The following is a 25,738-nucleotide window of genomic DNA, read 5'->3' as shown; positions in this document are numbered from 1 at the left end:
GCGAGTTCTTTCGTAAGGAGGGATGCGCATGAAAGCTTATCGTTGGATGATCTTGGCATTGACGGGAGTGTGGCTAGTCGTTGGACTCGTGCATCCGGATGAAGTCGGCGCAGAACCGTCTTATGCCAAGTGGGGAAGAATTGCGGTGAAAGAGACGATCAAGCGTTATCACGCCGACGTCATCGATTATAAGCATGTGGGACGGCAGGTCGATTCGGACGGCCTCGTGTCGGAGACGTTCAAATTAATTCTGAACAAAGAGCGGCGCCAATTCGCGGTGACCGTCCAAATTTGGTTCGAGCATCAAAGCGAGCAGGTGGTCCGGCTACAATTCACCGAAGAAGGAAAGTCCGCCGGCGGCATGAGGAAGCCGAAATATCGCATCGTCTGAAACGGGAGCCGATCGGCCGCGTATGGTAATTTATTAAAGTTGGGAGGGTTTGGATATGTTATTTTCGACAACGGCAACAATCGAAGGACGTCCGGTGCAAGATTACCTTGGCGTCGTCACCGGGGAAGCGATCATGGGGGCGAACATTGTCCGAGATTTGTTCGCATCGATTACCGATATCGTAGGCGGACGATCCGGTGCTTACGAGACGAAGCTGAAGGAAGCCAGAGACCTTGCTTTCAATGAAATGGGCAGCCATGCGTCGAGGCTCGGCGCGAACGCGGTTGTCGGCATCGATATCGATTACGAGGTTATCCGGGACGGCATGCTGATGGTCGCGGTTAGCGGCACGGCCGTTCGGTTGTAGAGCGCAGGCGAAGGAAGCCGCGAAGGAACACTCGCTTTTAAGGCGAGTGTTTTTTCTAATTCTAAGCGTTTATAAGCTTCGCGTATATAAAGGAGCTTAGAATTCTCCGTCGCTGAATGCTGCATTCCCCATCTTCGGGTTGTGAACGCAAACCAATCAGCTTATCCGGAATGAAACGCGCATCGCCGCTAAAAGACGCCGCTAGCCGTTTCGCATTGGCGCCGCGCCGTTCGCGTCCGTTTTTACGACTGGACACGTGTGATGGCCCGGTTTACAATGCATATGAAGAGAGCCGTTAGCCGCTATCGGGCGCGCGAAAGACTGGTGATTGCGAAGGAGGCCTTCCGAATGGACATATTCCGGCTTATCGCGGAGGAACGCATACGAGAAGCCATGGAGAATGGGGAATTCGAGCATTTTGAAGGCAAAGGCAAGCCGCTGATGTTGGAGGATCTGTCGCATGTCCCCGAAGATTTGCGGATGAGCTACAAGATCATGCGTAATTCCGGCTACCTGCCGCCCGAGATGCACCTCGCTAAGGAAATCGCGTCGCTGCAGGAGTTGCTTGCGCTGTGCACAAGCGATGAAGAGCGCGAACCGCTGCGGAGTCAATTGAACGAGAAGCGGCTGCGTTACCGGATGATGGCGGAAGCGAAAGGGCTGTACGATAATGCCGCCTACGCGCAATACGAGCATCTGATCAAGGGCAAATTAGAAGGAGATGACCGGCAGTGAATCAGGAAATTACGACGGCGGAGCTGCGCGAACGTCTGGAAGCGGGCGAGAAGCTGAATTTGATCGACGTGCGCGAAGTGGACGAGTGGCAGGATGGCCATATCGCCGAAGCGAAGCTCATTCCGCTCTCCGAGTTTACCGAACGGCTGGATGAGATCGAGAAGAACGATCAACCGATCTACGTCATTTGCCGAAGCGGCGGACGCAGCGGCAAAGTGTGCAGCTATTTGGCGCCGCAAGGCTATAACGTCGTCAACGTTCAAGGCGGCATGCTCGCTTGGAGCGGCGATATCGTAACCGGCGAATAATCGAATATTATTTAAGTCAGGGACGCAGGTACGGATCGCCGTACATGCGTCCTTTTTGGTATGCGCGCTCAATATACGCTTGTCTTCTAGCATTCGGTCATGTCCGCACGCGCCGCGCCATATAGTTAATAACTAGGACGCATTTCGGAACGAGATTCATAATCGGGAAGCCGCGCCGCCGAATGAGAGGGAGACACCTTCGAAAGGCGATCCGGTCGGAAGGAGGCAGGATAGATGAAGGAGCAACACCGGCACGCGGTGCTCGATATTGCCATTCACGGGATGAGCTGCACGGCCTGCGCCGCCAGAATAGAGAAGGGTCTCGGCAAGCTCGCCGGCGTGGACGCCGTGTCCGTTCACTATGCGGGCAAATCCGGAAGCATCCGCTACGCTAGCGGCGTGATCGAACCGCAGCGGATTATCGAGCGCGTCAGCGAGCTGGGCTTCCGGGCAGCGCCTTACGGCACGGACGACGACGGAGCGGAACGGGATAAGCTGCTGCTGCGCCTCCTGCTCTCCGTCGTTCTTTCCTTGCCGCTCTTGATCGCGATGCTCCATCATTACGACTGGCTCTCCTCGGTGCCGATCCCCTCCTTCGTGCAGGAGCCGCTGCTGCAGTTCGTGCTCGCCGCGATCGTGCAGTTCGGCATCGGTATGCCCTTCTATTTCAACGCTTATTATGCGCTGCGCGAGCGGACGGCCAATATGGACGTGCTCGTTGCGGTCGGGACGACGGCCGCGTTCGGCTACAGCTATTATGCGATGCTCGCGGGTTGGCCGCTTTATTTTGAGACGTCGGCCGTCGTCATCACCGCGGTGCTGCTCGGTAAGTGGCTAGAAGCGGCGATCTCCGACCGTGCGCTGCAGGCCGCGACGCATCTGGGGCGGCTGCAGCTAACCGAGACCTGGGTGCTGCGCGGCGGCGCCAGAGTGAAGATCCCGGTACAGGAGCTGCGCATCTCCGAGACGATGCTGCCCGAACCCGGCCAGCCGCTCGCGGCCGACGGCATCGTCTTGCGCGGTCAAGCTTCGGTCGACGAATCGTTCCTGACCGGGGAGAGCATGCCCGCGGCTAAAGGCGAAGGGGATGCCGTCTTTGCCGGCACGATCGTCGCCGGCGGCGAGATCGTCGTCCGAACGCAGGCGGTCGGCGACGGCACGATGCTCAGCCGGATCGCCGCGCTGACGAGGCAGGCGCAATCGTCCAAGTCCTCCATCGGCCGCCGGGTCGACGCGCTCGCCGCAATCTTCGTGCCCGCGATGCTGCTGCTTGCGGCCGCGACGCTGCTCATCTGGTTCTTCTTCCTGGAGCCGGGCCATCTCGGCGTTGCTTCGCTCCATGCGCTAGCGGTGCTGCTTGCGGCTTGTCCGTGCGCGCTCGGATTGGCCGCGCCGATCTCGCTCGTCATCGCTTCGGGGCGATTGGCGCGAAGAGGCATCATAATGAAGGAAGCCGGCGTGCTGGAACGGTTGGCCGCGCTCGATACGGTCGTGCTGGATAAGACCGGCACGCTGACGGAAGGAAAGCCGCTGCTGGTGGATCTGCAGCTGGCGCCGGGCATGACGAAGCACGCGCTGCTGCGGGATGCCGCGGCGGCGGAGCAGCGCGCGAAGCATCCGTTCGCCCAAGCGCTGCTCGAGCAAGCGGCTGCGGACGGCATCGAGCTTCCGGAAGACGGGCAGTTCCGGGAGATCGCCGGGAAGGGAGCCGAGGCCGTGGTGGACGGTCGTCTGGTGGAGGTGGGCAGCGCCCGGTTCATCGAGGAGCGCGGGCTTGCGCCGACCGCCGCGATCGAAGCGTTCGCACGGCGCTCGGAGCAGGCGGGCCGCAGCGTGCTCTATGTCTACGTGGGTGGCAAAGCGGCCGGCGCGATGGCGTTCGAGGACCCGGTCAAGCGCACGTCGCGGGAGGCGGTAGAGCGGCTGCGGCGGGCGGGCATCGAGACGATTCTCGCGACCGGCGACCATCCGGCGCCAGCCTGGGCGGCCGCCCGCGAAGCAGGTATCGAGCGGGTCTATGCGTCGCTAATGCCGGCCGACAAGCAAATGCTGATCGAGCGGCTGCGACGGGAGAACCGGCGTGCCGCGATGGCGGGCGACGGCTGGAACGACGCGCCGGCGCTGGCGGCGGCGGACGTCGGCATCGCCATGGGCAACGGCACGGACGCGGCGCTGGCGGCCGGCCATATGGCGCTCGCCCGCGCGAGGCTCACCGGCATCGCGGACGCGGTCGCGATCAGCCGGCTAACCCTTCGCAATATCCGGCAGAATCTGGGCTTTGCATTCGTGTACAACGCCTGCGTCATTCCGTTCGCGGCGTTCGGCGGGCTCGAGCCGTGGATGGCCGGCACCGCGATGGCGTTCAGCTCCGTCTCCGTCGTCGGCAACGCCCTCCGGCTAAACCGGCAGCTGCGGAAGATCTCGGATTGAGCGAAGAAAGGATTCTGCCACGGAACGCCCGCTTTTGACTTCAATCGCACTATATCGACATGGGCGAATGGGCCTTTCGGTAGCCGGTACAAGCAAAATAAGCCAAAAGGGCCGAAGGTTTTCGGCGGCAGGGCAACGAATGGTTATACACAAGGTTGCCCAAAACAGCGGAGGATGGACGATGAGAAGTCGTGTCACTTTTTTTAACGGACAGCAAGCCGCCCAATTAAAAAAACGAGGGCTAATCAATCCTCATGCGATTTTGACAAGCAATATCAATGGATTGGTTGACAACTACTTGACGGGCGTTTTCTTGGCAAGCGATGATCGGCTGCTATACGCGAATGGCCGGCTCGCGGAGATGTTTGGCTATACCCAGCAAGAAATGCTGCGCATCACGGCTCCGCAGCTCGTACACCCGGAGGATATGGAGATTTTCCGCCAGGAAACCCGCAGACGGTTAAGCGGCGAACGGAATTCGATGCGGTGGATCCGCGGACTTCGCAAGGACGGCAGCGTGTTCTACTTCGAAACGCAGGCGGATATGATTACCTATCGCGGCAAGCCCGCGCTGATGGGAACGCTCATGGACACGACGAGCATGAAGCAAGCGGACGATTTCTCCACCGAGAACGACGTGCGGTATCAGCGGCTGATCAAATATTTGCCGGAGCCGATCATCGTGCAGGACGGCGATACCATTATCTATATAAACAACGCGGCGATGAAGCTACTGGGAGCGGAGACGCAGGAACAGCTGCTGTATCAATGCGTAGGTTCGCTCGTTCACCCGGATGAGCGGCTAGCCGCGGCAGAGCGCGTCTCCGCGGTGATGCAGTCCGACGATCCGCTCGAGTTCGTCGAGAGCAAGCTGATCGGGTTGGACGGGGAGACGATCGACGTCGAAGCGTCCAGCACCCGCATCCACAATTTCCTTGGGCGGCGGATCGTCGTCCAGACGGTCTATCGGGATATCCGGGAGCGCAAGCGGGCCGAAGAGGCGCTCGTCAACTCCGAGAAGCTGTCGGTCGCCGGGCAGATGGCTGCCGGCATCGCGCACGAAATCCGCAATCCGCTCGCATCGCTCAAGGGCTTCTCCCAGCTGCTGAAGAAGAAGTTCGACAAACATCACGACTATTTCGATATCATGCTGGCCGAGCTCGACCGGATCAACGAGATCGTGCAAGAATTCATGGCCCTTGCCAAACCGCAGGCGAATCAACTGTTCGGCCATTACGACTTGATCCGGATTCTGCACGCGGTCATGACGCTGCTCGAGACGCAGGCGATCATGAACAACGTCGAGCTGTGCATAAAATTGAACGAAACGGCGGACACGTCGATCTATTGCGACGAGAATCAGATCAAACAAGTGTTTATCAACCTGCTCAAGAACGCGATCGAGGCGATGCCGAGCGGCGGCCGCATCGAGATCGAGCTGCGCGCGCACAGGGAGGGCGAGGTGACGATTCTGATCAAAGATCAGGGCATCGGCATTCCGACCGAGCTGATCGACAAGCTTGGCGGACCGTTCTATACGACCAAGAGCAGCGGCACCGGGCTCGGCCTCATGATTTGCAACCGAATCGTGCAGGCGCATCAGGGCGAGATGTCGTTTGCCAGCGAGAGCGGGCTGGGAACGACGGTGACCGTCGTGCTGCCGCTGGCGGGAAGCAGGGCGACCGAGAAGGCGAAGGTAACGGCAGGCGCGGCGCAAGCTTGACGCAGGCGGTTATAGGCGAGACCCCCGGAGGACGGCTTGTTCCCGGGGGTCTTTGCGTTCGGCTCGCTTGCCTGCCTGCCGACGGCGAAAGGGGTAGACAAGCCTTTTCCCATAGTGATATAGTTACAGTCGAACAATTGCATATACTTGGAACAGGTGCCGAAGCGAGGAACGCAAGCAATTGCGCCCGACGCGGAGGTTAAAAGGGAAGACCGGTGCAATGCCGGCACGGACCCGCCACTGTAAGAAAGCGTCCGACGGACGGCGAACGCCGCTCTTCGGACAACGCGACGCCCCTCGAAGTCACTGGCCGCTTAAGCGGTCCGGGAAGACGGCAGCGCGCAAGCTTTCGAGTCAGGAGACCTGCCTGTTCGGTAGCACGCTGCCCACGTGGACTTGGGGAAGTGTTGGAGCTTGGATTGGACAATCGATTACGTCACGCGCCGGCCTTAAGGGTTGGAAGGCGTCTCATAAACGCGCGAATGTCTGCGGCAAGCACTTCCGGCACGGTCCCGGGAGTGCTTTTTTTATTTGCAATTGCAATATCGGCAAGAACAAGGAGTGGGGACAGCATGAAAAGAACGATCGGTTTCAGATTGGCGATGCTGCTGGCGGCGGCGATGCTGCTGGCGGTGCTGGCGGCTTGCGGAGGCAAGGCGGAGAATAACGGCGCGGCGACGAACAATAACGCGGCCGGGGAGAATAACGCCGCTTCGGGCGCGGGCAACGCGGGAGGCGAGCAGGCCGCGGCTCCGGTATACCCGCTTACGGTGACCGACGCGACGGGCGCGCAAGTTACGTTCGAGAAGGCGCCGGAGAAAGTCGTGACGCTCGTGCCGAGCGAAACCGAGATTATGTTCGCGATCGGTGCGGGCGATGCGGTTGTCGGCGTGGACGACAATTCGAATTATCCGGAAGAAGCGGCGGCGAAGGCGAAAGTAGGCGGCATGGAGGCGAATATCGAAGCGATCGTCGCGCTCAAGCCGGATCTCGTGCTGGCGTCCTCGTCGATGAACGCGCCGGCGGTCGAGAAGCTGCGCAGCCTTAATCTGACGGTGCTGGCGACCGATCCAAAGACGTACGACGAGGTCATGAACAAGATCGGCCAGATCGGCGCGATCATGAACAAGACGAACGAAGCGCTGGAAGTGGCCAATCATATGAAAGACGTGCGCCAGCAGGTGATGGATGCCGTGAAGGACGCGCCTAAGCCGAAGGTGTACCTCGAGTTCTCACCCGGCTGGACGGTGGGCAAAGGCGAATTCCTGGACGAGATCATCACGCTCGCGGGCGGCGCGAACATCGCGGAACAGCCGAGCTGGTACGAGATTGATCCGGAGAAGGTCATCGAGCAAAATCCGGACGTTATCGTCTATGCTTCTTTGAACATCAAAGAAGGCGAGAAAAACCCGATTCTTGACGCGATCGAGAAGCGTCCGGGCTGGGAGGCCATCGCGGCCATTCAAAACAAAAAGCTGTATGAAGTCGAACAGGATCCGCTTGTTCGCGTAGGCCCTCGCTTGGCGGAAGGCTTGCTCGAAGTCGCGAAGAAGCTGCATCCGGATCTCGTGAAGTAATGCGGCGCAAATTGTACGTGTATGGAGGAGCAGCGATGCTCCTCCTTGCCGCATCTATCGTCGTGAGTTTGTCGATCGGATCGGCGAGCGTGCCGCTATCCGATGTATGGCGCATCCTGCTGAATTATGTGACGGGCGCTGCCGGAGACGGCGGCGCGGATCCAACCGCGATCGCGATCGTCACTCAGGTCCGTCTGCCGCGCATTGTACTGGCGCTGCTCGTCGGCGCGTGTTTGTCGCTTGCCGGCGCGGGTTTTCAAGGCGTGCTGCGCAATCCTCTTGCCGATCCATTCACGCTAGGCGTCGCCACGGGCTGTTCCGTAGGCGCGGCATTCATTCTTTTATTCGGCTATCATATGACGGTCGGCATGTGGCTCATTCCGGGCGTCGCGTTCGTAACGGGCATCGCCACGCTCGGGGTCGTCGTGACGCTAGCCCGCGCGCGGGGGGCGATGAATATTCAAACCCTGATTCTGTCGGGCGTGATCGTGCAGGCGTTTCTCGGCGCGGTCGTGTCCTTGATGTCGTCGATGTCGCAAGGCGTTGTCAACGAAATTAACGCCTGGTTGATGGGCAGCATCAGCGCGCGCGGGTGGGAGCATGCCCAGCTCGTGCTGCCGTTCCTCGCCGTAGGCGCGGTCGTTCTGATCCGCTATGCGATGGCTTTGAATTTGTTCGTGTTCGGCGAACGGCATGCTTCGCATCTGGGCATCGAGGTCGAACGGACGAAGCTGTCCGTCCTGATCGTCTCGACGCTGCTAACGGCGGCGGCCGTCTCCGTCGCGGGCGTCGTCGGCTTCGTCGGGCTCGTCATCCCGCATCTGATTCGGCTCATCGTCGGCCCGGATTACCGGCTGATCGTGCCGCTCTCGGCGCTCGGCGGCGGCATTTATCTGCTGTGGGCGGATACGCTCGCGCGTACCGTGGCCAGCCCCAAGGAAATTCCGCTTGGCGTCGTGACGGCGTTCATCGGCGCGCCATTCTTCGCGTATTTGCTCTACCGCCGCAAAATGCAGCAGGGAGGCACGCTATGATCGAAGGAAAGGCATTAAGTTTAAGCTTGGATGGCAAGCGCGTCCTAAGCGACGTGTCGTTTCGCTTCCACGCGGGCGGCATGTACGGTATCATTGGGCCAAACGGCGCCGGCAAGTCGACGCTGCTCAGCCTGATCGCGGGTACGGCGCGGGCGGACGCGGGGCAGCTTGCGCTCGATGGCAAACCCGCGGGCGAGTGGACGCGCAAGGCGCTGGCTAGACATGTAGCCGTCCTGCAGCAAGGCGGACTGTCTCCGGTCGGTTTTACGGTTAAGGAAGTGGTCGGGATGGGGCGGTTTCCGTACCAGAATTGGATGGGCGAGGAGAACGCCGATCCGGCGCCGCTGATTGCGCGCATATTGGAGCTGACCGGCTTGAGCGGCTTGGCGGATCGGCAGATCGACCGACTGAGCGGCGGCGAGCGGCAGCGGGTCGCGCTGGCCAAGGTTATGGTCCAGGAGCCTCGGCTGCTGCTGCTCGATGAACCGACGACTTATTTGGATATCGGCTATCAGCTGCAGCTGCTCGATACGGTCAAGCAGTGGCAGCGCGAGCAAGGAATCACGGTCGTGGCGGTGCTGCACGATTTGAATTTGGCCGCTCAATATTGCGACCAGCTGTTTGTACTATGCAACGGGCGGATCGAAGCATCCGGCACCCCGGAGGCGGTCGTGAACGCGGAGCTCGTCGAGCGGGTATACGGCGCATCTTCGGTCGTCGTGCGGCACCCGGTCAGCGGCGTGCCGCAGCTCCTGCTGCATTCGCGGGCCGGAGAATAAGGTTCAACAAGGAAGAGGAGAGGTTGGTAGATCATGAGCGTAACGAAACAGTTGCTGGATAGGACGGTTGCGGCGATCGGACCGCTGGACGCCGAAGCTGTACATGCGGCGCAGGCGCGGCTGGATTCGCTGACCAAACCGCCGGGCAGCCTGGGCAAATTAGAGGACATCGCCAAGCAAACGGCGGGCATAACGGGCGAGATCGGCGCGGATCTCTCGAAGCGCGCCGTCGTGGTCATGGCCGGCGATCATGGCGTCTGTTCCGAAGGCGTTAGCGCGTTTCCGTCCGAGGTGACGCCTCAGATGGTACTTAATTTCCTCGCGGGCGGAGCCGCGGTCAACGTCCTTGCCCGCCAAGCCGGAGCGGATGTCGTCTGCGTCGATGTCGGTGTTGCCACCGTCATCGAGCACCCGTCGCTCGTGCAGCGAAAGGTGCGGCCGGGAACGGGCAATATGGCGCAAGGCCCCGCGATGTCGCGCGAAGAGGCGCTTGCGGCCATCGCGGCCGGCATCGAGACGGCTAGCGAACTGGCGGGGCAAGGATACGCTATGCTCGCGACCGGTGAGATGGGCATCGGCAATACGACGCCGAGCGCGGCGTTATGCGCGGCGCTCGCGCACATGACGGCCGAAGAAGCCGTCGGTCTGGGCACCGGCATCGATGCCTCCCGTCGCCGGCATAAAGTCGACGTCGTCGAGCGCGCGCTGGCCGTCAACGCGCCCAATGCGGACGACCCGCTGGATGCGCTCGCCAAGGTAGGCGGCCTGGAGATCGCGGCGCTGACCGGCGTCATGCTCGGCGCCGCGGCTAACCGTCTGCCGGTCATCATCGATGGGTTCATCTCGTCCGCGGCCGCGCTGGTCGCTTCGCGAATCGCGCCGGCGTCCGTACCTTATATGATCGGATCCCATCTGTCGCAAGAGCAGGGGCACGGGCAGCTGATGGCGGCGATCGGACTTTCGCCGATGATTCATTTGGACATGCGCCTCGGCGAAGGGACGGGCGCGGTGCTCGGTTTTCACATCGTCGATGCGGCGCAGCGGATCGTGCGGGAGATGGCGACGTTCGAGAGCGCGGGCGTATCGAAAGGTTAGCGGAGGCTGAGGGGGAGATAGGAATTGGCCATTTTCATTACCGGCGGGGCGCGCAGCGGGAAGAGCGATTTCGCGGAACGGTACGCGATGCGGCTCGCCGCGGGCGCCGTCTACATCGCAACTTCCCAAATTTGGGACGAAGAGATGCGGCAGCGGATCGGCTTGCACCGGTCTTCTCGCGCGGCTTCCGGATATTCGTGGCGGACGATCGAAGAACCGTTCGGGTTGGCGGAGACGCTGCAGACGTTGGAAGAACAATTCTCGCGCGCGGAGCAACGGCCGGCCGTCGTCGTCGATTGCCTGACGCTGTGGCTCAGCAATCAGCTGCTGCGGCTGGAGCCGGCGGACGGCAAGGGGGATCCGGCAAGCGCTGAGGCTAACGAGGCAGTGCAAACCGAGGTTACCGCGACGACGAAGGAGATTGGCGAGAACCCAGACACGGATCCGGCCGAGGACCCGTTGGACGGGCTTGTCGATCAGTTGGCGGCGGCGGTTGCCGCTTACCGGGGTCCGCTGCTGCTCGTCACGAACGAGGTCGGCAGCGGCATCGTACCGGCATATGCGCTCGGAAGACGTTTCCGCGACGCGGCGGGAAGAATGAACCGCAAGTTAGCCAGCGTCTGCGAGGAAGCGTATCTGGTCGTGGCCGGGTTCCCGCTCGATCTGAAGAAGCTGGCGTTCCGGCTGGAGGATGCGTGATGTTCTATTCGCTGCAAGAAACGCTGCTCATTACGGCCGCCGCGATCGCGATCGATTGGCTCGTCGGCGATCCAAGGTGGCCGACGCATCCGGTCATCCTGATCGGCAGATTGATTAGCAGGCTGGAGAGATGGCTGCGCCCGGATAGCGCCGCGCCGACGCCCGGAAAGCTTAAGCTTCGGGGCGTCGCGTTGGCGCTTATTACCGTCATGGCGGCATATGCCGCGCTGGCCCTGCTCGTCCGGGCGGCGGATTGGGTGCATCCTTATGTCGGATATGCACTATCCGCTTGGTTCGTCTCCACGACGATCGCGGTCAAAGGGCTCAAGGACGCGGCGATGCTCGTTTATCGGCCGCTTGCCGCGGGCGATCTCGGTCAGGCTCGCCATTATGCGGGCTATATCGTCAGCCGAGATACGTCCGCTATGGACGAGCGCGACACGGCCAGGTCGGCTATCGAGACGGTATCGGAGAACACGGTCGACGCATTTCTCTCTCCGGTCGTGTTCGCGCTGCTTGGCGGGGCGCCGCTGGCGATGTTATACCGCGCGGCGAACACGCTGGATTCGATGGTCGGCTACAAGAACGACAAATACATTCATTTCGGCTGGGCATCGGCGCGGTTGGACGATGCGCTGAACTATATTCCGGCTCGACTCGCCGGTCTCGTCATGACCTTGGCGGCCGCGCTGCTGCCCGGTTTGTCGCCGGCGCGCGCCTTTCGCGCGGTGCATACATTCGCGACACTGCACCCGAGTCCGAACAGCGGGATTCCGGAATCGGCGGCGGCAGGGGCCATCGGCATCGAGCTGGGAGGCCGCAACGTCTACTTCGGCCGCGTCAGCGAACGTGCGCGGATGGGATGGCCGCTGCGGCCGCTGGCGGCTAAGGATATCCTAAGTGCGGTAAGGCTGCTGTACGCGACGAGCATTTTGATTTTCGTGGGGGTAATCGGGACATGGCTGATCGTTCGTTCATAACGGGGCTGCAGGCGATCGGCGCCGCCTTTCAACTGCTGACCCGCATCCCGGTTCCGGCGCAAATTCCGTTCACCCCAAGCATACTCGCCCGGAGTGTCACCGCATATCCCCTCGTGGGGTTGGCGGTCGGACTGCTGACGGCAGGGGCAGGCTGGCTGCTGCAAGGCTCGCTGCCGTCCATGCCTGCCGCCGTCCTCATGCTTGTCGTATGGATCGCGATATCCGGCGCCCTTCATCTCGACGGGCTCATGGATACCGCCGACGGCGTGCTTAGCCACCGGAGCCGGGAGCGGATGCTGGAGATTATGAAAGACAGTCGCGTGGGCGCGATGGGCGTCATCGCGGCGATCGCCGTGCTGCTGTTCAAATTCAGCCTGCTCGCCGAGCTGCTTGAAGGAGACGCGCTGGCATCCGCTGCTCCTCATATCGCCGCCGCCTGCATGTGGAGCCGGTTATGGATGGCCTTTGCGATGGTCCTATGGCCGAACGCGCGCGGCAACGAAGGGCTTGGCGGCATGTTCGCCGGCGTGGCGAGACGGCATATCGCGGCGGCCTTGCTCGCGCATGTTATCTTATTGTTCGGCGTCTACGCGTTATTCGGGTACAATCTGGCAGAAGCAGGCGGTTATGTCGTCGAGGGCGGCGCGTTAACGCTCGTCGTCGGCGGGCCTTGCGGCTGGTGGCTAAGCCGGAAACTTGGCGGGCTGACCGGCGATACGTACGGCGCGATGAACGAGCTGCTGGAAGCCGCGCTGCTGTTGGCGGCATGCGCGATATTGCTATAGAAGATCAAGAGAGGAGCTGACGGCTCATGTTGGAGAAATTCGGCCATGGCGGCGATCTGCTGACGGCCCAGGAGCTGTACGGCATCCCGGCGGAGCGCTTCGTCGACTTTAGCGCGAACATGAATCCGTTCGGGCCGCCCGCCGTCGTCGGCGAGCTGCTGCGCGCCTATGCGGAGGCGATCGGCCGTTATCCGGACCCCGCCGTGCGCGGGTTGCGACGGAAGTTGGCCGGCTATCATGGCGTAAGCGAGGACGAACTGCTCGTCGGCAACGGGGCGGCCGAGCTGATCGATCTTGCCGTGCGCGTGCTGAAGCCGGCAGAAGTCGTGCTCGTCCAGCCTTGCTTCGCGGAGTACGGAGATGCCGCGCGCAAGAACGGGATTCCGATTCGGACGATTCGGCTTGCCCCGGATCCGCGATTCATGTTAGGTAGCGAGGACGTCGAACGGACGGTTCGCGAACTTCGCGAAGCGGGCAGAACCGCCGGGGAGGCGATTTGGTTTCTCGGGCATCCGAACAATCCGACCGGTCAGTTGATCGAGCCGGAGACGATTCGGCTGCTGCTCGAGCAGGGCGAGCGCGTCGTGCTGGACGAGGCGTTCATGGATTTCGTCGGCGGCTCGGCTCGGTACAGCTTCCTTGGCGAAGCGGCGCGGACGGAAGGTGGACAGTTGATCGTCATCCGGTCGATGACGAAATTTTACGCCATTCCCGGCATCCGGCTCGGGTATATGGTCGCAGACGCGGCGACGATCGCTTCGCTAAGAGAGCAGCAGGTGCCCTGGAGCGTCAATTCGCTGGCCCAGCTGATCGGCGAAGCGGTTCTGGATGAGGACGAATACGCGCGGCGGACGCTTGCGTGGTTGCGGGAGGAGCGCGCATGGTTGACCGGGCAGTTGGAAACGCTCGGCTTGATCGTGTCGGAAGGCCACGTGAATTACGTGCTGTTTCGCATTCCGCCCCGCTTCGGATTGACCGCCGGCGAGCTTCAGCGCAAGCTGGGGGAGCGCGGCGTGCTGATTCGGGATGCGTCGCATTTTGAAGGCCTGGACGAGACGTACTGCCGGGTCGCGGTTCGGTTCCGGAATGAGCACGTTCTAATGCTTGTAGCGTTACGGGCGGCGCTGCGCGAGGAGAGCGACGGCACGGATAACGTCTCCCGCGATGCGTCGCGCAAGGGAGGCGAGGGCCGATGAAGAAGCCGGCGCGTACGGTCATGATTCAAGGGACCGCGTCCGATGCGGGCAAGAGCGTCATTAACACGGCCATCTGTCGGATATTGAGCGAGGACGGTTACAAGGTCGCGCCGTTCAAGTCGCAGAATATGTCGCTTAACTCTTACGTGACGTGGGATGGCAAAGAGATCGGCCGCGCGCAGGGCGTACAAGCGGATGCGTGCGGCATTCTGGCGACAACGGACATGAACCCGATTTTGCTAAAGCCGAAGAAAGACATGGTGTCGCAGGTGGTCGTCCATGGCAAGCCGATGGGCGATTATGCGGCGAGGACATACCGGGAGCAAATATTGCGGGAAGCCGAGCCGATCGTGCGCGGCGCGCTGGACCGGCTGCGTTCCGAATACGATGTCGTCGTGCTGGAAGGCGCGGGCAGTCCGGCCGAGATTAATCTGAAGGACCGGGATATCGTCAATATGCGCGCGGCCGGTTGGGCCGATGCCCCCGTCGTGCTTGTCGCGGATATCGACCGGGGCGGCATGTTCGCGGCGATCGTCGGCACGATGGAGCTGCTGGAGCCGCATGAGCGGGAGCGGGTGTGCGGGTTCATCGTCAACAAATTCCGCGGCGACGTCTCGCTGCTGGAGCCCGGGTTGGACTGGCTGGAGGCGCGCACGGGCAAACCCGTGCTCGGCGTCGTGCCGTATCTGCCGGATCTTGGCATCGAGGACGAGGATTCGTTGTCGCTCGACGGGAAGATGGCCGCCGCCAAGGCTTCCGAGAAGCGAGAGCGCGCGAATGGAGGCGAATTGGCGGTTGCAGGCGTTGGCGATCGCGCGGACGGCGCTGGCGGGAGACTAGCCGGCGTGCCCGGAGACCTGCTCGATGTCGCCGTTATCCGCCTGCCGCATATCTCGAATTTTACCGATATCGATCCGCTGCTGCAGGAGCCCGACGTTCGCGTGCGCTTCGTGCGCGATGCCCGCGAATGGGGAGAGCCGGATATCGTCATCATCCCAGGCAGCAAGAACGCTGTCGACGATTTGGCGTACTTGCGAGAAAGCGGACTTGCGACGCTTCTCGAGCGGCATCGCGAGGCAGGAAGGGATGTCGTCGGCATATGCGGCGGCTACGAAATGCTCGGACTTCGCCTGCTCGATCCGCTGCATGCGGAATCGGACCGGGACGAGACGGACGGGCTGGGCTGGTTTCCGTTCGAAGTGACGTTCGCGGCGGAGAAGCGGACCGTACGGGTCGAGGGGATGGCGATCTTGCCCGGGCTGACGGAAACGTACCCCGTGGAAGGCTACGAGATTCATATGGGCGCCGTGAATTGGCCGGAAGCAGCGGCGGCCGACGCATCGATCGCGATCTCGCACCAGCGGGAGGGGTTGGCGAATGCCGAAGCCATCGACGGTGAGTCCGATGGCGGCGTTATAGGCTTAGGTGCGGATGAGAACGGCTCGCAGGTTCGTCCGTTCCGGCTGAGGGAACGCTTGGATTCTGCGCCCTTCGCCGAAGGCTGTGCATCGGCGGATGGGCGGGTATGGGGCACCTTCCTGCATGGCGTGCTCCATAACGACGCGTTCCGCAGGGCCTGGTTGAACCGGGTGCGGGAATCGCGGGGATTGAAGCCGGTTGCCGATATCGTGCCGACGCGTCAGCGCCGCGAGGAAGCGTTCGGCCGTCTGGCCGAGCATGTTCGCCGGCATGTCCGAGTCGATCTGCTCAAGCAGATGATGGGCCTCGGAGACGAGACGCGATGAGTCAGCCTTTTCGCGGGGAAGGGGCGCATTATCGTGCGGAGCTTTGGCCGGGGCTCGACCTTCGTCTCGTCGACGGCGACCATATCCTCGCCCGGTCGGATCGCTTGCTGGAAACGGTTAGCAGCGCGGTATACGGCGGCGGGCGCGGGCGAGCGGATCATTTCGTGAATCGCAAAGTGCCGCTCAGCTACAATGAACGGGATCCGGTCTTGGACTTGGGCGCGATGATTCGCGGCCGCGGCTATCCGTCGACGTCCACGGTCGGGCTTCTGACGGCGGCCAAGCTGACGCATGCGTCCGTGGTCGAGGCGGCTGGAGACCGCTTCAACGCGCTGTGCATCAGCACGGCCGGGATCGGCAACGCGGCGCGGGCCGGCGCGGAGCGGCCGGTATTTGCGGCCTATGCCGCCGGAACGATCAATACGTTCATCTTCATCGACGGGCATTTGACCGAGGCGGCCATGGTGGGGGCGCTTATTACGGCGACGGAGGCGAAAGCCGCCGCTTTGCAGGATTTGGACGTGCTCGATCCGCTGGACGGGCGCACGGCGACCGGCACGACGACGGATTCGGTCGTCGTCGCCGTCAGTCAATCCGGACGATTCGAGGCTACTCATGCCTATTGCGGGGCGGCTACCTCGATCGGCAACCTGCTCGGCCGCATGGTGTATGACACCGTGCATGAGTCCGTGCGAACGAGCGGCGAGAAGTAGTGGGCTAGCCAATCCTTATCGGACAACGACGAAAAACCTCCGATTGATCCGTTTGCGCGGAATTCGGAGGTTTTTTGTCTTGCTTCGAAAAGAAGGTCATTGATCGATCACGGTGAACATGCCCGTCATGCCGGGCGCATGGTTGCGGAACCCGAACTGCTCGTAGAACGGCTCTTTCCCTTGGGAAGCGAACAGTCCGACGAAAGGGGCACCGTTCTTGAGCCGGCATTGTCCGATGTGCGCCATCAGCCGTTCGACGATCATTTTGCCCAATCCGTGCTTCTGATGGTCAGGCAGTACCGCTACGTCCTGAATATAGAAATACATGACGCCGTCGCCGACGATGCGTCCCATGCCGACGACTCGGTCTTCGTGGAGAACAACGACGCCGAATAGGGAGCGGGCAAGCGAGTTTGCCGCGGTGTCGGGATCTACGCTGCCCCAGCCGACCCCTTCCCATAAGAAAAGATGTTCGCTCGGCGTGGGGAGGCGTTCGATTAAGGTATAGGGGGATGTTGTCATGGCGTGGAAATCTCCTTTGCTGCTTAATGTAGCGTTAATGCCGCCAGCTGTTCGTCCGTAACCACAACCGGTTCCTTCGGAATGCGGTCAAGGCGGAAAGCCGAGATGAGCTCCTTCGCGCTCACGGACTCCGCGCGATCGAGCAGGCCGCTCATGGCCGCGAGCCAGCCGACGATCCGCTCGGGCGACACGCCGGATTGGCGCAGGCCGGCCAGCGAGATCGCGCCGTGGCGCTTGGCGAGCCGTTTGCCGTCGGTGCCGTTCAAGAGCGGCACGTGGGCGAAGCGGGGGGCGGGCAAGCCAAGCGCTTCGTACAGCATCAGCTGGCGCGGCGTCGAGTCAAGCAAATCATAGCCGCGCAGCACGTCCGTGATGCCCATGGCCGCATCGTCCGCGACGACGGCCAACTGATAGCTGACGATGCCGTCGGCCCGTTTCACGACGAAGTCGCCGCCGCAGCCGGCGGGGAAGCGCTGTTCGCCCGCGGCCAGATCATCAAAGCGGAAGGGCTCGTCCGGCACGCGAAACCGCAGCGAAGGCGTCTTCGTCTCGCCCCGCCTTGCCCGTTCTTCGGCGGTCAGGTTCCGGCAGGTGCCGGGATAAGCGGGGCCTTCGCTTCCGAGACCGTGCGGCGCGCTGGCGATGGCCAGCAGCTCCGCGCGGCTGCAGTAGCACGGATAGAGACGCCCGTCCCGTTCCAACCGCCGCAAGGCTTCCTCGTAATCGCGGAGCCGCTCGCTCTGGACATAAGGGGCGTAAGAGCCGCCGACGTCCGGCCCCTCGTCCCAGTCCAGCCCGATCCAGCGCAGATCGGCTAGCGCCTGCTCGGCCAGCTCGGGCTTGCAGCGCGGCATGTCGATATCCTCCATCCGCAGCACGAATTGGCCGCCTGCTTGGCGGACATGCAGCCAGGCAAGCAGCGCCGTACGCGCATTGCCGATATGCATGAGGCCCGAAGGCGTGGGGGCGAATCTACCTCGCATTGGGGTCATGAAAATCCTCCGTTCTAGAAGCTGCCAACTTTCCGGTTCTACTACTGCCCGGATCGAAGGCGGCGCGGCGCATGTTGCGCCTGTTCGCATCCCATTAATTAAGCCTTATGATAGCATGAGGACCCGAGGGCCGCAATGAACGGAGCGCGGGGCTATACAAGCTTGACGCAATGCTGCTCAAAGGGAACAGCTAGAAAAATTGAGGGACTGGAGGATCTTTAAAAGGATTTTCGACCGTTATGGTCAATAGGATTTGCAAGACTGCGCTAATAAGCAATAACAGCGCTACTTTGCGAATTAGCTTACTCTTACCGGTTTCAATTCCGAACTGGTGAACGTATCGATTGAAAAAAAACAAGCCTCTATACGGTATGATAATGGCATTACCTACAATGGTTATCCCGCATATGAAAAGCTGGCCGATCCCTGTCAAAAATCCTTTCTCGTAAAATCCCGGGAAACTCAAGAAAAAAATCATCTGTATGGCGGACGGAATGCCGATCGAAAGGAGCAGCACGCTAATAATAATCAGAGTCTTTGAATTCCCCTCGCTCAAATAAATCCCTCTCTCGTTACGATGTCATGTGACCACAACGCTATTCTCGCGTGTAATCCGACCATAACTTGCTTAGAAACGTTTCGATAGTACCAAGTTTTTATGGTACCGGCCGAAGTGCGAAGGTGATGCGGCTAAGCTGCCAACCTCGCGTCATTGCAGCTCCGGCTTCTCTATCTTTTAGAAGGGAAGCCCCCTATAATAGAGGGGGTTGCCTGAACGATCAGGCCGTCGTTGAATTTATCGTTGCAAGGAGCCGTACGCATGAAAGAATTACCGATCGATAGCGTCCTGCCTGAATTGGCGGACGTTCTAAATAAAGGATGTAACGCGGTGTTAGTCGCGGCGCCGGGCGCGGGCAAGACGACCCGCGTGCCGCTGGCGCTGCTGGAAGCGCCGTGGCTTGGCGGTAAGCGCATCTTGATGCTGGAGCCGCGTCGGATCGCCGCACGTTCGGCGGCCCGATTCATGGCCGCTTCGCTTGGCGAGAAACCGGGCGAGACGGTCGGCTACAGGGTTCGGATGGACACGAAGGTCGGTCTGAAGACGCGGATCGAGGTCGTGACCGAAGGGGTGCTGACCCGAATGCTGCAGCAGGACCAGGCGCTGGAAGGCGTCGGCGTCGTCATTTTCGACGAGTTCCACGAACGGCATCTTCAAGGGGATCTCGGATTGGCGCTTAGTTTGCAATCGCAGGGACTATTGCGCGACGACCTGCGTCTGCTCGTCATGTCGGCGACGATCGAAGCAGAGCCGGTGGCCTCGCTGCTCGGCGGCGCGCCGGTCATCGTCAGCGAAGGCCGGGCTTACCCGGTGGACACCCGTTACGTCGGCGTCCGTGCGCAAGAGCGGATCGAAGCGGCGTGCGCCCGTGCGGTAACGGAAGCGATCCGCCAAGACGAAGGCGACGTGCTCGTCTTCCTCCCCGGCGCCGGAGAAATCCGGCGCGTGCATACGCTGCTGTCGGCAGCCGGACTCCCCGCTCACGTGCGAATCATGCCGTTGTACGGCAGTTTGCCGGCCGAAGCGCAGGACCGCGCGGTAGGGGCAGCCGAGCCCGGCGAGCGCAAAATCGTGCTGTCTACGTCGATCGCCGAATCGAGCGTGACGGTGAAGGGCGTCCGGATCGTCGTCGACTGCGGACTTAGCCGGGTGCCTCGCTTCTCCGCGCGCACGGGCATGAGCCGGCTCGAGACCGTCCCGGTCTCCGTCGCGTCGGCGGATCAGCGCCGAGGCCGCGCCGGCCGGGAGGGCAGCGGCGTATGCTACCGGCTGTGGACGGAGGAACAGCACCGGATGCTGAAGGCGCAGAGCACGCCGGAGATTCGAGAAGCGGACATGGCGCCGCTTGCGCTGGAGCTGGCTGCTTGGGGCGTGGCCGATCCCGCCGAGCTTCTGTGGCTGGACGTGCCGCCTGCCGCAGCTTACGGGCAGGCGGTGTCGCTGCTGGTCGAGCTTGGCGCGCTTGATCCCGCGCAGCCGGACAAGCCGACCGCGCATGGCCGCAGCATGGCGGAGCTCGGCATGCATCCGCGTCTCGCCCACATGGTCTTGAAGGCCGAGCCGCTCGGACTGGGCGCGGCCGCCTGCGAGCTGGCCGCCCTGCTCGGCGATCGCGACCCGCTGCGAAGCCGGAACATCGACGTTCGGCTGCGGCTTGAGGCGATCCGCGGCAAGCGAACCGCCGCAGAAGCCGACGAGGCGGCGCTCCGACGCCTGCAGACGGAGGCGGCCGCCTGGCGGCGAGAGCTCGGCATCCGAGATGGCGGATCCGACCGGGATATCGAGCTGTGCGGCGTGCTTCTGGCGCTGGCGTACCCGGATCGGATCGGCAAGCGGCGCGGCGACGGCCGCTTCCTTCTCAGCGGCGGGCGCGGCGGCGCCATCTCGGAGATGCAACCGCTGTCCACAGCATCGTATGTAGTGGCGGCGGAGATGACGGACGCCGGGACGGACGGCGAAATTCGGCTCGCCGCGCCGATCACGGCCGAGCAGCTGGACGAATACTGCTCGTCCCTCATCCGGGAAGAGACGGAAGTGGCGTGGGACAAGTCGGCTCAGGCCGTTCGGGCTAGACGGCGCGTACGACTAGGCGCGCTTACGCTGCAGGAAGGGCCGGCGCAGAATCCGGACGCCGCGCTCGTCATGGAGGCGTTGTTCGAAGGCTTGCGCCAGCAGGGACTTGGCCTGCTGCCGTGGACGAAGCCGGCGCGTCAGCTGCAGGCGCGCGTCGAGCTGATGCGCCGGCACAATCCGGAGTCGCCTGACGTATCCGATGAAGGCTTGACCGCGACGCTAGCGGAGTGGCTTGCTCCTTACGCGGCGGGCATGCGCGGCAAGAACGATCTCGGACGGCTCAACATGACGACGATGGTCGAAGGCTTGCTGAGCTGGTCCGAGCGGCAGCAGCTCGACCGCGAGGTGCCGACGCATTTGACCGTGCCGAGCGGCTCGCGCATTCCGGTCGACTACAGCGACCCGGAGGCGCCGTCGCTCTCCGTCCGGCTGCAAGAGCTGTTCGGCCTGGCGGAGACGCCGCGCATCGCGGGCGGCAAGCTGCCGATCACGCTGCATCTGCTGTCTCCGGCACAGCGGCCGGTGCAAGTCACGCGCGATTTGGCGAGCTTTTGGCGGGATGCGTATTTCGAGGTGAAGAAAGATCTAAAGGGCCGATATCCGAAGCATTACTGGCCGGATAATCCGCTGGAAGCGATGCCGACGAACCGGGCGAAACCGCGGACGTAAGGCGCGCGCTTCGAGCTTGGCCATGGAGAGGAGAGACCGCGTTCGATGATCGCGATCGTCATATATTTGGTGTTAATGAACATCGCCGCCTTTATGTTGATGGGCAACGACAAAGCGCTGGCTAGGCAGGGGAAGCGCCGGGTATCCGAACGCCGGCTGATGACATACGCGGCGATCGGCGGCTCGGTCGGGGCGTATCTCGGCATGCGGGCGTACCGACATAAAACGAAGCACGCGAAGTTTTATGTCGGTTTGCCGGTGCTGGTGATCGTGCACGTCGTGGTGCTGGTGGCCTTGTTTCGATGGTTGTTGTTTGGTTGAGGGGAAAGTAGACGCGTTAGAGTGTTATAGGATAACGCGGGTTTACCCGCTGCGCGTGAGTGCTGCGGGTTTCTTGGCATTGAAGTGATGTTCCTTTCCATTCTACGATGGCGATGATTTATGCCGTTATACATCCGCAATCTCATCCGGACTGGCTCGCGCCGCACTCGTTTGCCTGGTATGCCCAATTAGCGCGCCTGATAGGCAATATCGGCTGCGGCCACGGCGAATGCGCGATGCGGTGGAGCGGGCAGGCAGCGCATTTTCGACCGGCACGTTGGCCCCAAGGGCTGGCGTAACGCCCAATTGACTCCCCTTCCGCCATTATGCTATATTTACCTTTCGCCGGGCGCGCCACGCGCCTTGCATTCATATGACAAATCACAGGCCGCATGAACTCCATGCGGCTTCTGGTTTCAATACACCATCAGCTTCCGGGATCGGAAGACTGATTATGGGGGGTAACTGACATGAACGCTCAAAGTGCCTTTCAACACGAATCGAAGCGGCTGGAGGATGTGCTCGGGCATATCGGCCATCAACTGGGCGCCATCGGTCCGCGGTACACGGGGAGCGATTTCACCGAGCAAATGATCGACCTGCAGAACGAGCAGCGCAGAGAACGGCTGGAGGTATCCAAGCGGGAGCCGTACTTCGGGCGACTGGATTTTCAGGAAAGCTTGCAAGGGGACGCGAAGCCGCTCTATATCGGGAAGGCCGGCGTCGCGCACGAGAAGACGAACGAGCTGCTCGTCGTCGACTGGCGCGCCCCGGTCGCGAGCTTGTTCTACGCCTTTAGCGGCGGGGAAGCCCCGGTAGCGTATGAATCGCCGGATGGCACGATCGAAGGCGTCGTTCATCTGAAGCGCAACCTGATGGTGCGCGAGAGCGCGCTGGAACGGCTGGTCGACAGCTACGTGCGCGGCCAGGAGGACGAGGCGGTGACCGACGAGTTCCTGCTCTACCGGCTCGGCGAGAGCAAGGACAACAAGCTGCGCGATATCGTCTCGACGATCCAGCACGAGCAGGACCGCATCATCCGGACCGAGAAGAACAAGGCCGTCTTCATTCAAGGGGTGGCCGGTTCGGGGAAAACGACCGTCGCGCTGCATCGGCTTGCCTTCCTGCTGTATCAATACGCCGGTCGGATCCGAGCCGAACGTATGGTCATTTTCGCGCCGAACCGGATGTTCCTCGACTATATTTCCGGCGTACTGCCGGAGCTCGGCGTAGGCGACATTTTACAGACGACTTATACCGAGTGGGCCTTGGAGACGCTGCAAAACGCGGTACGGATGGACGACAGCGCCGACGCGCTCGCCTATTGGTTCGAGCATCCCCGCACCCGCGAGCAGATGGAGCGGTCGTCGGGCCGGCTGAAGGGCAGCCTTCGCTTCAAGGAAGCGATCGACGCCGCATTGGCGGACATCGAGACGCGGCTGCTGCCCGAGGAACCATTCGAGCCGATGGACCGGCTCGTGCTGAGCGTGGCCAAAATGCGCGAATGGCTCGAAACCGACGAGTCCGGCGAACCGCTCATGCGCCGACGCGAACGGCTCGTCAGCCGGCTCAAGCGATGGTTCGAATCCGAGTGGAAGGCGCGCCGGTTCACCGACAAGAAGATCAAGACGAAAGCGACGTCCAAGCTGAACGCGTACGCGAAGAAAATTCCGTCGTACACGGCGGAAGCGTTCTACGCCTCGTTGATGGACGACGAGACGGTGGGCGGCCTGCTGCCGGCGTCCGTGCGGACGGAGACGAAGAAGCGGGTGAAGAAAGGACTGGCCGCAGCCGAGGATTTGGCTCCGCTCGTCTATATTCACTTGCGCTTATTCGGCACGGAACGCCCGAACTACGACCATATCGTCATCGACGAAGCGCAGGACTATTCGCCTTTTCAGCTCGAATCGCTGCGATTGTGCCAGCGCCAGCCGTCGATGACCGTGCTCGGCGACCTGCAGCAGGGCATTCACGGGTACGCCGGCATACACAGCTGGCGGGAGCTGTCCGACCTGTTCGAAGCCGACGAACGCGGCTACTTCGAGCTGGACCGGAGCTACCGCTCGACGATGGAGATCATCGAGTTCGCCAATCACGTCCTGCGCGGCATGGGCGACGAAGTGAAGCCGGCCGTGCCGGTGTTCCGCAGCGGCGAACCCGTCGATCTGATCGAGGCCCGCGAAGACGAGCGGCTTGAGAGGCTGACGGATACGGTTAAGCAATGGCAGGGCGGCGGCGCGTATAAGACGATCGCGGTGCTCGGCCGGACGGCTGCAGCCTGCGAAGCGATCGGCGAGCGGTTGGCACAGGCTGGACTTGCGGCATCCGTCGTGCGCAGCAAGCAGGAGGCATACGGCGGCGGGTTGACCGTCGTGCCGGTCTATTTGGCCAAAGGGCTGGAGTTCGACGCGGTCATTATCGCCGATGCGGACGCCGCCAGCTATGGATCGGATGACGCGAAGCTGCTGTACGTCGGCTGTACCCGCGCGCTGCATAAACTGACGCTTTTCCATAGCGGTCCGGCGACGGGCCTGATTGACGCGCAAGCCGACTAAGGATTTACGCCGGAGGTCCAATGGATCTTCGGTTTTTTTCGTACTCGGATAACGTAACGGGATCGTGCCGACGCTATGGAAAAGCAAACCGCGAGCGCCGTCATTCCATGTAAAGCCTCGCGCCGGCTATTCTAGCAGAAAGAGTCGAAGCTGTCCGCGATCCGAACGGGAGCGCATACCCGAACCCGGCAGCGTCGTGCTTCAGCCATTATTTTGTCGATTCGTCCCCGTCGGAAGTCGGGTTTTCAAGGCGAAGAAGCATTTGCGTGCATCCTCTTATTCATCCGGCGCGTACGAGTGTACTAACGAATAGGGAAGAGAAAAGGAGCGTGCCGATATGTCGGAGCGAGAAATCGAACAAGAAGCGGTAGCAGTGTCCGCGAACAAGGAAGCAATGCAAACAAACAGAGCGGCGCAGACGGCTAGCGAGGCCGCAGCACAGGCGGGGGCGGCAAGCGGGAGCGGCGGTCCTACGGCCTCACCAGGAATTAGTCCGCAGAAAACGATAGAGCCTGCTCATACAATGGACGATGAACAAAATAGCAACGTTACCGAGCGCGACAACGGGTTCATCGAAGACGATCGCCCAGCCAGCGCTTCGCTTACCCATGCACCGACGCCAAGCGCCGCGAGTCCGTCCGCCGAACACCCGGCGCCGGCGCCGGCCCGAACGGTACCAGCCCCTCCTCCGCCGGAGACGAAGGAGCAGCTGCGGGCGGCGATGCTGGAGATCGAGAAGTGGGAGAAGGGGCAGAAGGATATCTGGTTCTTCGAGAAGCTGGGCCGGATTCCGTTCATGCTCCTCGACAAGCTGACGCCGAAGTTCCTGCAGCAGAAGATCGGCCAGGCGCTGGACGAAGTCGGCAGCTACGTGCAGACAGGCGGGCGTTACCTTATCTCCGAACGCGAAATTTTGCGCAAAATGCAGGTTCCTTCCATCGGCGACGCAGCCGCGATGCCGCTGCAAACGATGGATGCCGTCGCGGCAGGTCTCGCCAGCAGCCGCAAGACGCTGGCCACGATGCAGGGCGCGACGACCGGGTTCGGCGGAATATTCACGCTGGCGGTCGACGTCCCGGCGCTGCTCGGCCTTTCGCTGAAGATCATCCAAGAGATCGCGATCTGCTACGGGTACGATCCGAAGCTGAAGGAAGAGCGGATTTTCGCCGTGAAATGCCTGCAGTTCGCCTCCTCCGATATCGTCGGCAAGAAGGCCATACTGGACGAATTGTCGCTATACGGCCGCAAGAAGTCGCATGACCAGATGGCGTCGCAGCTGCAGGGGTGGCGCGAGGTGATCATGGTGTATCGGGACAATTACGGATGGAAAAAGCTGTTCCAGTTGATTCCGGTGGCAGGCATGATATTCGGCGCGTTCATCAACCGCGGCACGCTGCAGGACGTGGCCGAGGCGGCGACGATGCTGTACCGCAAGCGCAGGGTGATGGAGCGGCTGGATCAGCTTGGGTAAGAACGGGACCGAGCAGCGC

At 61.9% G+C, this 25,738-nt stretch carries 22 protein-coding genes and 1 riboswitch; of the genes, 20 read left to right on the top strand and 2 right to left on the bottom strand.

Annotation, left to right across the window (positions count from 1 at the left end; translation table 11 throughout):
- Positions 1 to 28: 28 nt before the first annotated feature.
- From BCM02_RS05545 to BCM02_RS05470, 16 genes are all read left to right on the top strand, one after another.
- On the top strand, positions 29 to 391 hold the full coding sequence (locus tag BCM02_RS05545; protein WP_187434046.1) for a DUF3889 domain-containing protein: 363 nt from the start codon (positions 29 to 31) through the stop codon (positions 389 to 391).
- Positions 392 to 446: 55 nt separating this feature from the next.
- Positions 447 to 758 carry a YbjQ family protein gene (locus BCM02_RS05540; protein WP_148928073.1) on the top strand — a complete coding sequence of 104 codons (312 nt, stop codon included), beginning with the start codon at positions 447 to 449 and terminating at the stop codon, positions 756 to 758.
- Between the two features lie 348 nt (positions 759 to 1,106).
- Complete coding sequence (locus BCM02_RS05535; protein WP_148928072.1) at positions 1,107 to 1,493, top strand: DnaJ family domain-containing protein; 387 nt, start codon at positions 1,107 to 1,109, stop codon at positions 1,491 to 1,493.
- Positions 1,490 to 1,801, top strand: a complete 312-nt coding sequence (locus BCM02_RS05530) for a rhodanese-like domain-containing protein (RefSeq protein WP_148928071.1) — start codon at positions 1,490 to 1,492, stop codon at positions 1,799 to 1,801. Before BCM02_RS05535 ends, BCM02_RS05530 begins: the two co-directional genes overlap by 4 nt.
- Positions 1,802 to 2,035: 234 nt before the next feature.
- Positions 2,036 to 4,231 carry a heavy metal translocating P-type ATPase gene (locus tag BCM02_RS05525; RefSeq protein ID WP_148928070.1) on the top strand — a complete coding sequence of 732 codons (2,196 nt, stop codon included), beginning with the start codon at positions 2,036 to 2,038 and terminating at the stop codon, positions 4,229 to 4,231.
- A 181-nt stretch (positions 4,232 to 4,412) separates the two neighbouring features.
- On the top strand, positions 4,413 to 5,954 hold the full coding sequence (locus BCM02_RS05520; protein ID WP_187434045.1) for a PAS domain-containing sensor histidine kinase: 1,542 nt from the start codon (positions 4,413 to 4,415) through the stop codon (positions 5,952 to 5,954).
- 137 nt (positions 5,955 to 6,091) lie between these two features.
- Positions 6,092 to 6,339: riboswitch (cobalamin riboswitch) on the top strand.
- A gap of 187 nt (positions 6,340 to 6,526) precedes the next feature.
- Positions 6,527 to 7,531, top strand: a complete 1,005-nt coding sequence (locus BCM02_RS05515) for an ABC transporter substrate-binding protein (RefSeq protein WP_246183239.1) — start codon at positions 6,527 to 6,529, stop codon at positions 7,529 to 7,531.
- On the top strand, positions 7,531 to 8,565 hold the full coding sequence (locus BCM02_RS05510) for a FecCD family ABC transporter permease (RefSeq protein ID WP_148928068.1): 1,035 nt from the start codon (positions 7,531 to 7,533) through the stop codon (positions 8,563 to 8,565). The genes BCM02_RS05515 and BCM02_RS05510 overlap by 1 nt, the downstream gene beginning before the upstream one ends.
- Positions 8,562 to 9,344 carry a heme ABC transporter ATP-binding protein gene (locus BCM02_RS05505; protein WP_148928067.1) on the top strand — a complete coding sequence of 261 codons (783 nt, stop codon included), beginning with the start codon at positions 8,562 to 8,564 and terminating at the stop codon, positions 9,342 to 9,344. The genes BCM02_RS05510 and BCM02_RS05505 overlap by 4 nt, the downstream gene beginning before the upstream one ends.
- A 33-nt stretch (positions 9,345 to 9,377) precedes the next feature.
- Positions 9,378 to 10,439, top strand: a complete 1,062-nt coding sequence (cobT, locus tag BCM02_RS05500; RefSeq protein WP_148928066.1) for a nicotinate-nucleotide--dimethylbenzimidazole phosphoribosyltransferase — start codon at positions 9,378 to 9,380, stop codon at positions 10,437 to 10,439.
- 24 nt (positions 10,440 to 10,463) lie between these two features.
- Complete coding sequence (gene cobU / locus BCM02_RS05495; RefSeq protein WP_148928065.1) at positions 10,464 to 11,138, top strand: bifunctional adenosylcobinamide kinase/adenosylcobinamide-phosphate guanylyltransferase; 675 nt, start codon at positions 10,464 to 10,466, stop codon at positions 11,136 to 11,138.
- Positions 11,135 to 12,118, top strand: coding sequence for an adenosylcobinamide-phosphate synthase CbiB (gene cbiB / locus BCM02_RS05490; protein ID WP_148928064.1), 984 nt, complete (start codon positions 11,135 to 11,137; stop codon positions 12,116 to 12,118). Before cobU ends, cbiB begins: the two co-directional genes overlap by 4 nt.
- Positions 12,097 to 12,903 (top strand): adenosylcobinamide-GDP ribazoletransferase, encoded by an 807-nt coding sequence (cobS, locus tag BCM02_RS05485; protein ID WP_148928063.1) that lies wholly within the window; start codon positions 12,097 to 12,099, stop codon positions 12,901 to 12,903. The genes cbiB and cobS overlap by 22 nt, the downstream gene beginning before the upstream one ends.
- Before the next feature lie 26 nt (positions 12,904 to 12,929).
- Complete coding sequence (gene cobD / locus BCM02_RS05480; protein ID WP_148928062.1) at positions 12,930 to 14,099, top strand: threonine-phosphate decarboxylase CobD; 1,170 nt, start codon at positions 12,930 to 12,932, stop codon at positions 14,097 to 14,099.
- The gene (locus tag BCM02_RS05475; RefSeq protein ID WP_148928061.1) at positions 14,096 to 15,844 is read left to right on the top strand and encodes a cobyric acid synthase; all 1,749 of its coding nucleotides are present in this window, start codon (positions 14,096 to 14,098) and stop codon (positions 15,842 to 15,844) included. The genes cobD and BCM02_RS05475 overlap by 4 nt, the downstream gene beginning before the upstream one ends.
- Positions 15,841 to 16,557, top strand: coding sequence for an adenosylcobinamide amidohydrolase (locus BCM02_RS05470; RefSeq protein ID WP_148928060.1), 717 nt, complete (start codon positions 15,841 to 15,843; stop codon positions 16,555 to 16,557). Before BCM02_RS05475 ends, BCM02_RS05470 begins: the two co-directional genes overlap by 4 nt.
- A gap of 96 nt (positions 16,558 to 16,653) precedes the next feature.
- On the opposite strand, the gene BCM02_RS05465 is transcribed toward BCM02_RS05470, so the two are convergent.
- Positions 16,654 to 17,079, bottom strand: a complete 426-nt coding sequence (locus BCM02_RS05465; protein WP_148928059.1) for a GNAT family N-acetyltransferase — start codon at positions 17,077 to 17,079, stop codon at positions 16,654 to 16,656.
- Positions 17,080 to 17,102: 23 nt separating this feature from the next.
- Positions 17,103 to 18,071 (bottom strand): tRNA glutamyl-Q(34) synthetase GluQRS, encoded by a 969-nt coding sequence (gluQRS, locus tag BCM02_RS05460; RefSeq protein ID WP_187434044.1) that lies wholly within the window; start codon positions 18,069 to 18,071, stop codon positions 17,103 to 17,105.
- A gap of 820 nt (positions 18,072 to 18,891) precedes the next feature.
- Between gluQRS and hrpB the strand changes: the two genes are divergently transcribed.
- The 4 genes from hrpB to BCM02_RS05440 all read left to right on the top strand — a co-directional run bounded on the left by hrpB (position 18,892) and on the right by BCM02_RS05440 (position 25,719).
- Positions 18,892 to 21,372 carry an ATP-dependent helicase HrpB gene (gene hrpB, locus BCM02_RS05455; protein WP_148928058.1) on the top strand — a complete coding sequence of 827 codons (2,481 nt, stop codon included), beginning with the start codon at positions 18,892 to 18,894 and terminating at the stop codon, positions 21,370 to 21,372.
- A 45-nt stretch (positions 21,373 to 21,417) separates the two neighbouring features.
- On the top strand, positions 21,418 to 21,693 hold the full coding sequence (locus BCM02_RS05450) for a DUF1294 domain-containing protein (RefSeq protein ID WP_148928057.1): 276 nt from the start codon (positions 21,418 to 21,420) through the stop codon (positions 21,691 to 21,693).
- A 470-nt stretch (positions 21,694 to 22,163) separates the two neighbouring features.
- Positions 22,164 to 24,248: a HelD family protein gene (locus BCM02_RS05445; protein ID WP_148928056.1), complete on the top strand. Its 2,085-nt coding sequence runs from the start codon at positions 22,164 to 22,166 to the stop codon at positions 24,246 to 24,248.
- A 721-nt stretch (positions 24,249 to 24,969) separates the two neighbouring features.
- Positions 24,970 to 25,719 (top strand): EcsC family protein, encoded by a 750-nt coding sequence (locus tag BCM02_RS05440; RefSeq protein ID WP_148928729.1) that lies wholly within the window; start codon positions 24,970 to 24,972, stop codon positions 25,717 to 25,719.
- Positions 25,720 to 25,738: the final 19 nt, after the last annotated feature.

The sequence above is a fragment of the Paenibacillus methanolicus genome, assembly GCF_008124765.1.
In the GTDB taxonomy this organism is placed as follows: domain Bacteria; phylum Bacillota; class Bacilli; order Paenibacillales; family Paenibacillaceae; genus Paenibacillus_Z; species Paenibacillus_Z methanolicus.
This window is presented reverse-complemented; position numbering and strand designations above follow the sequence as displayed.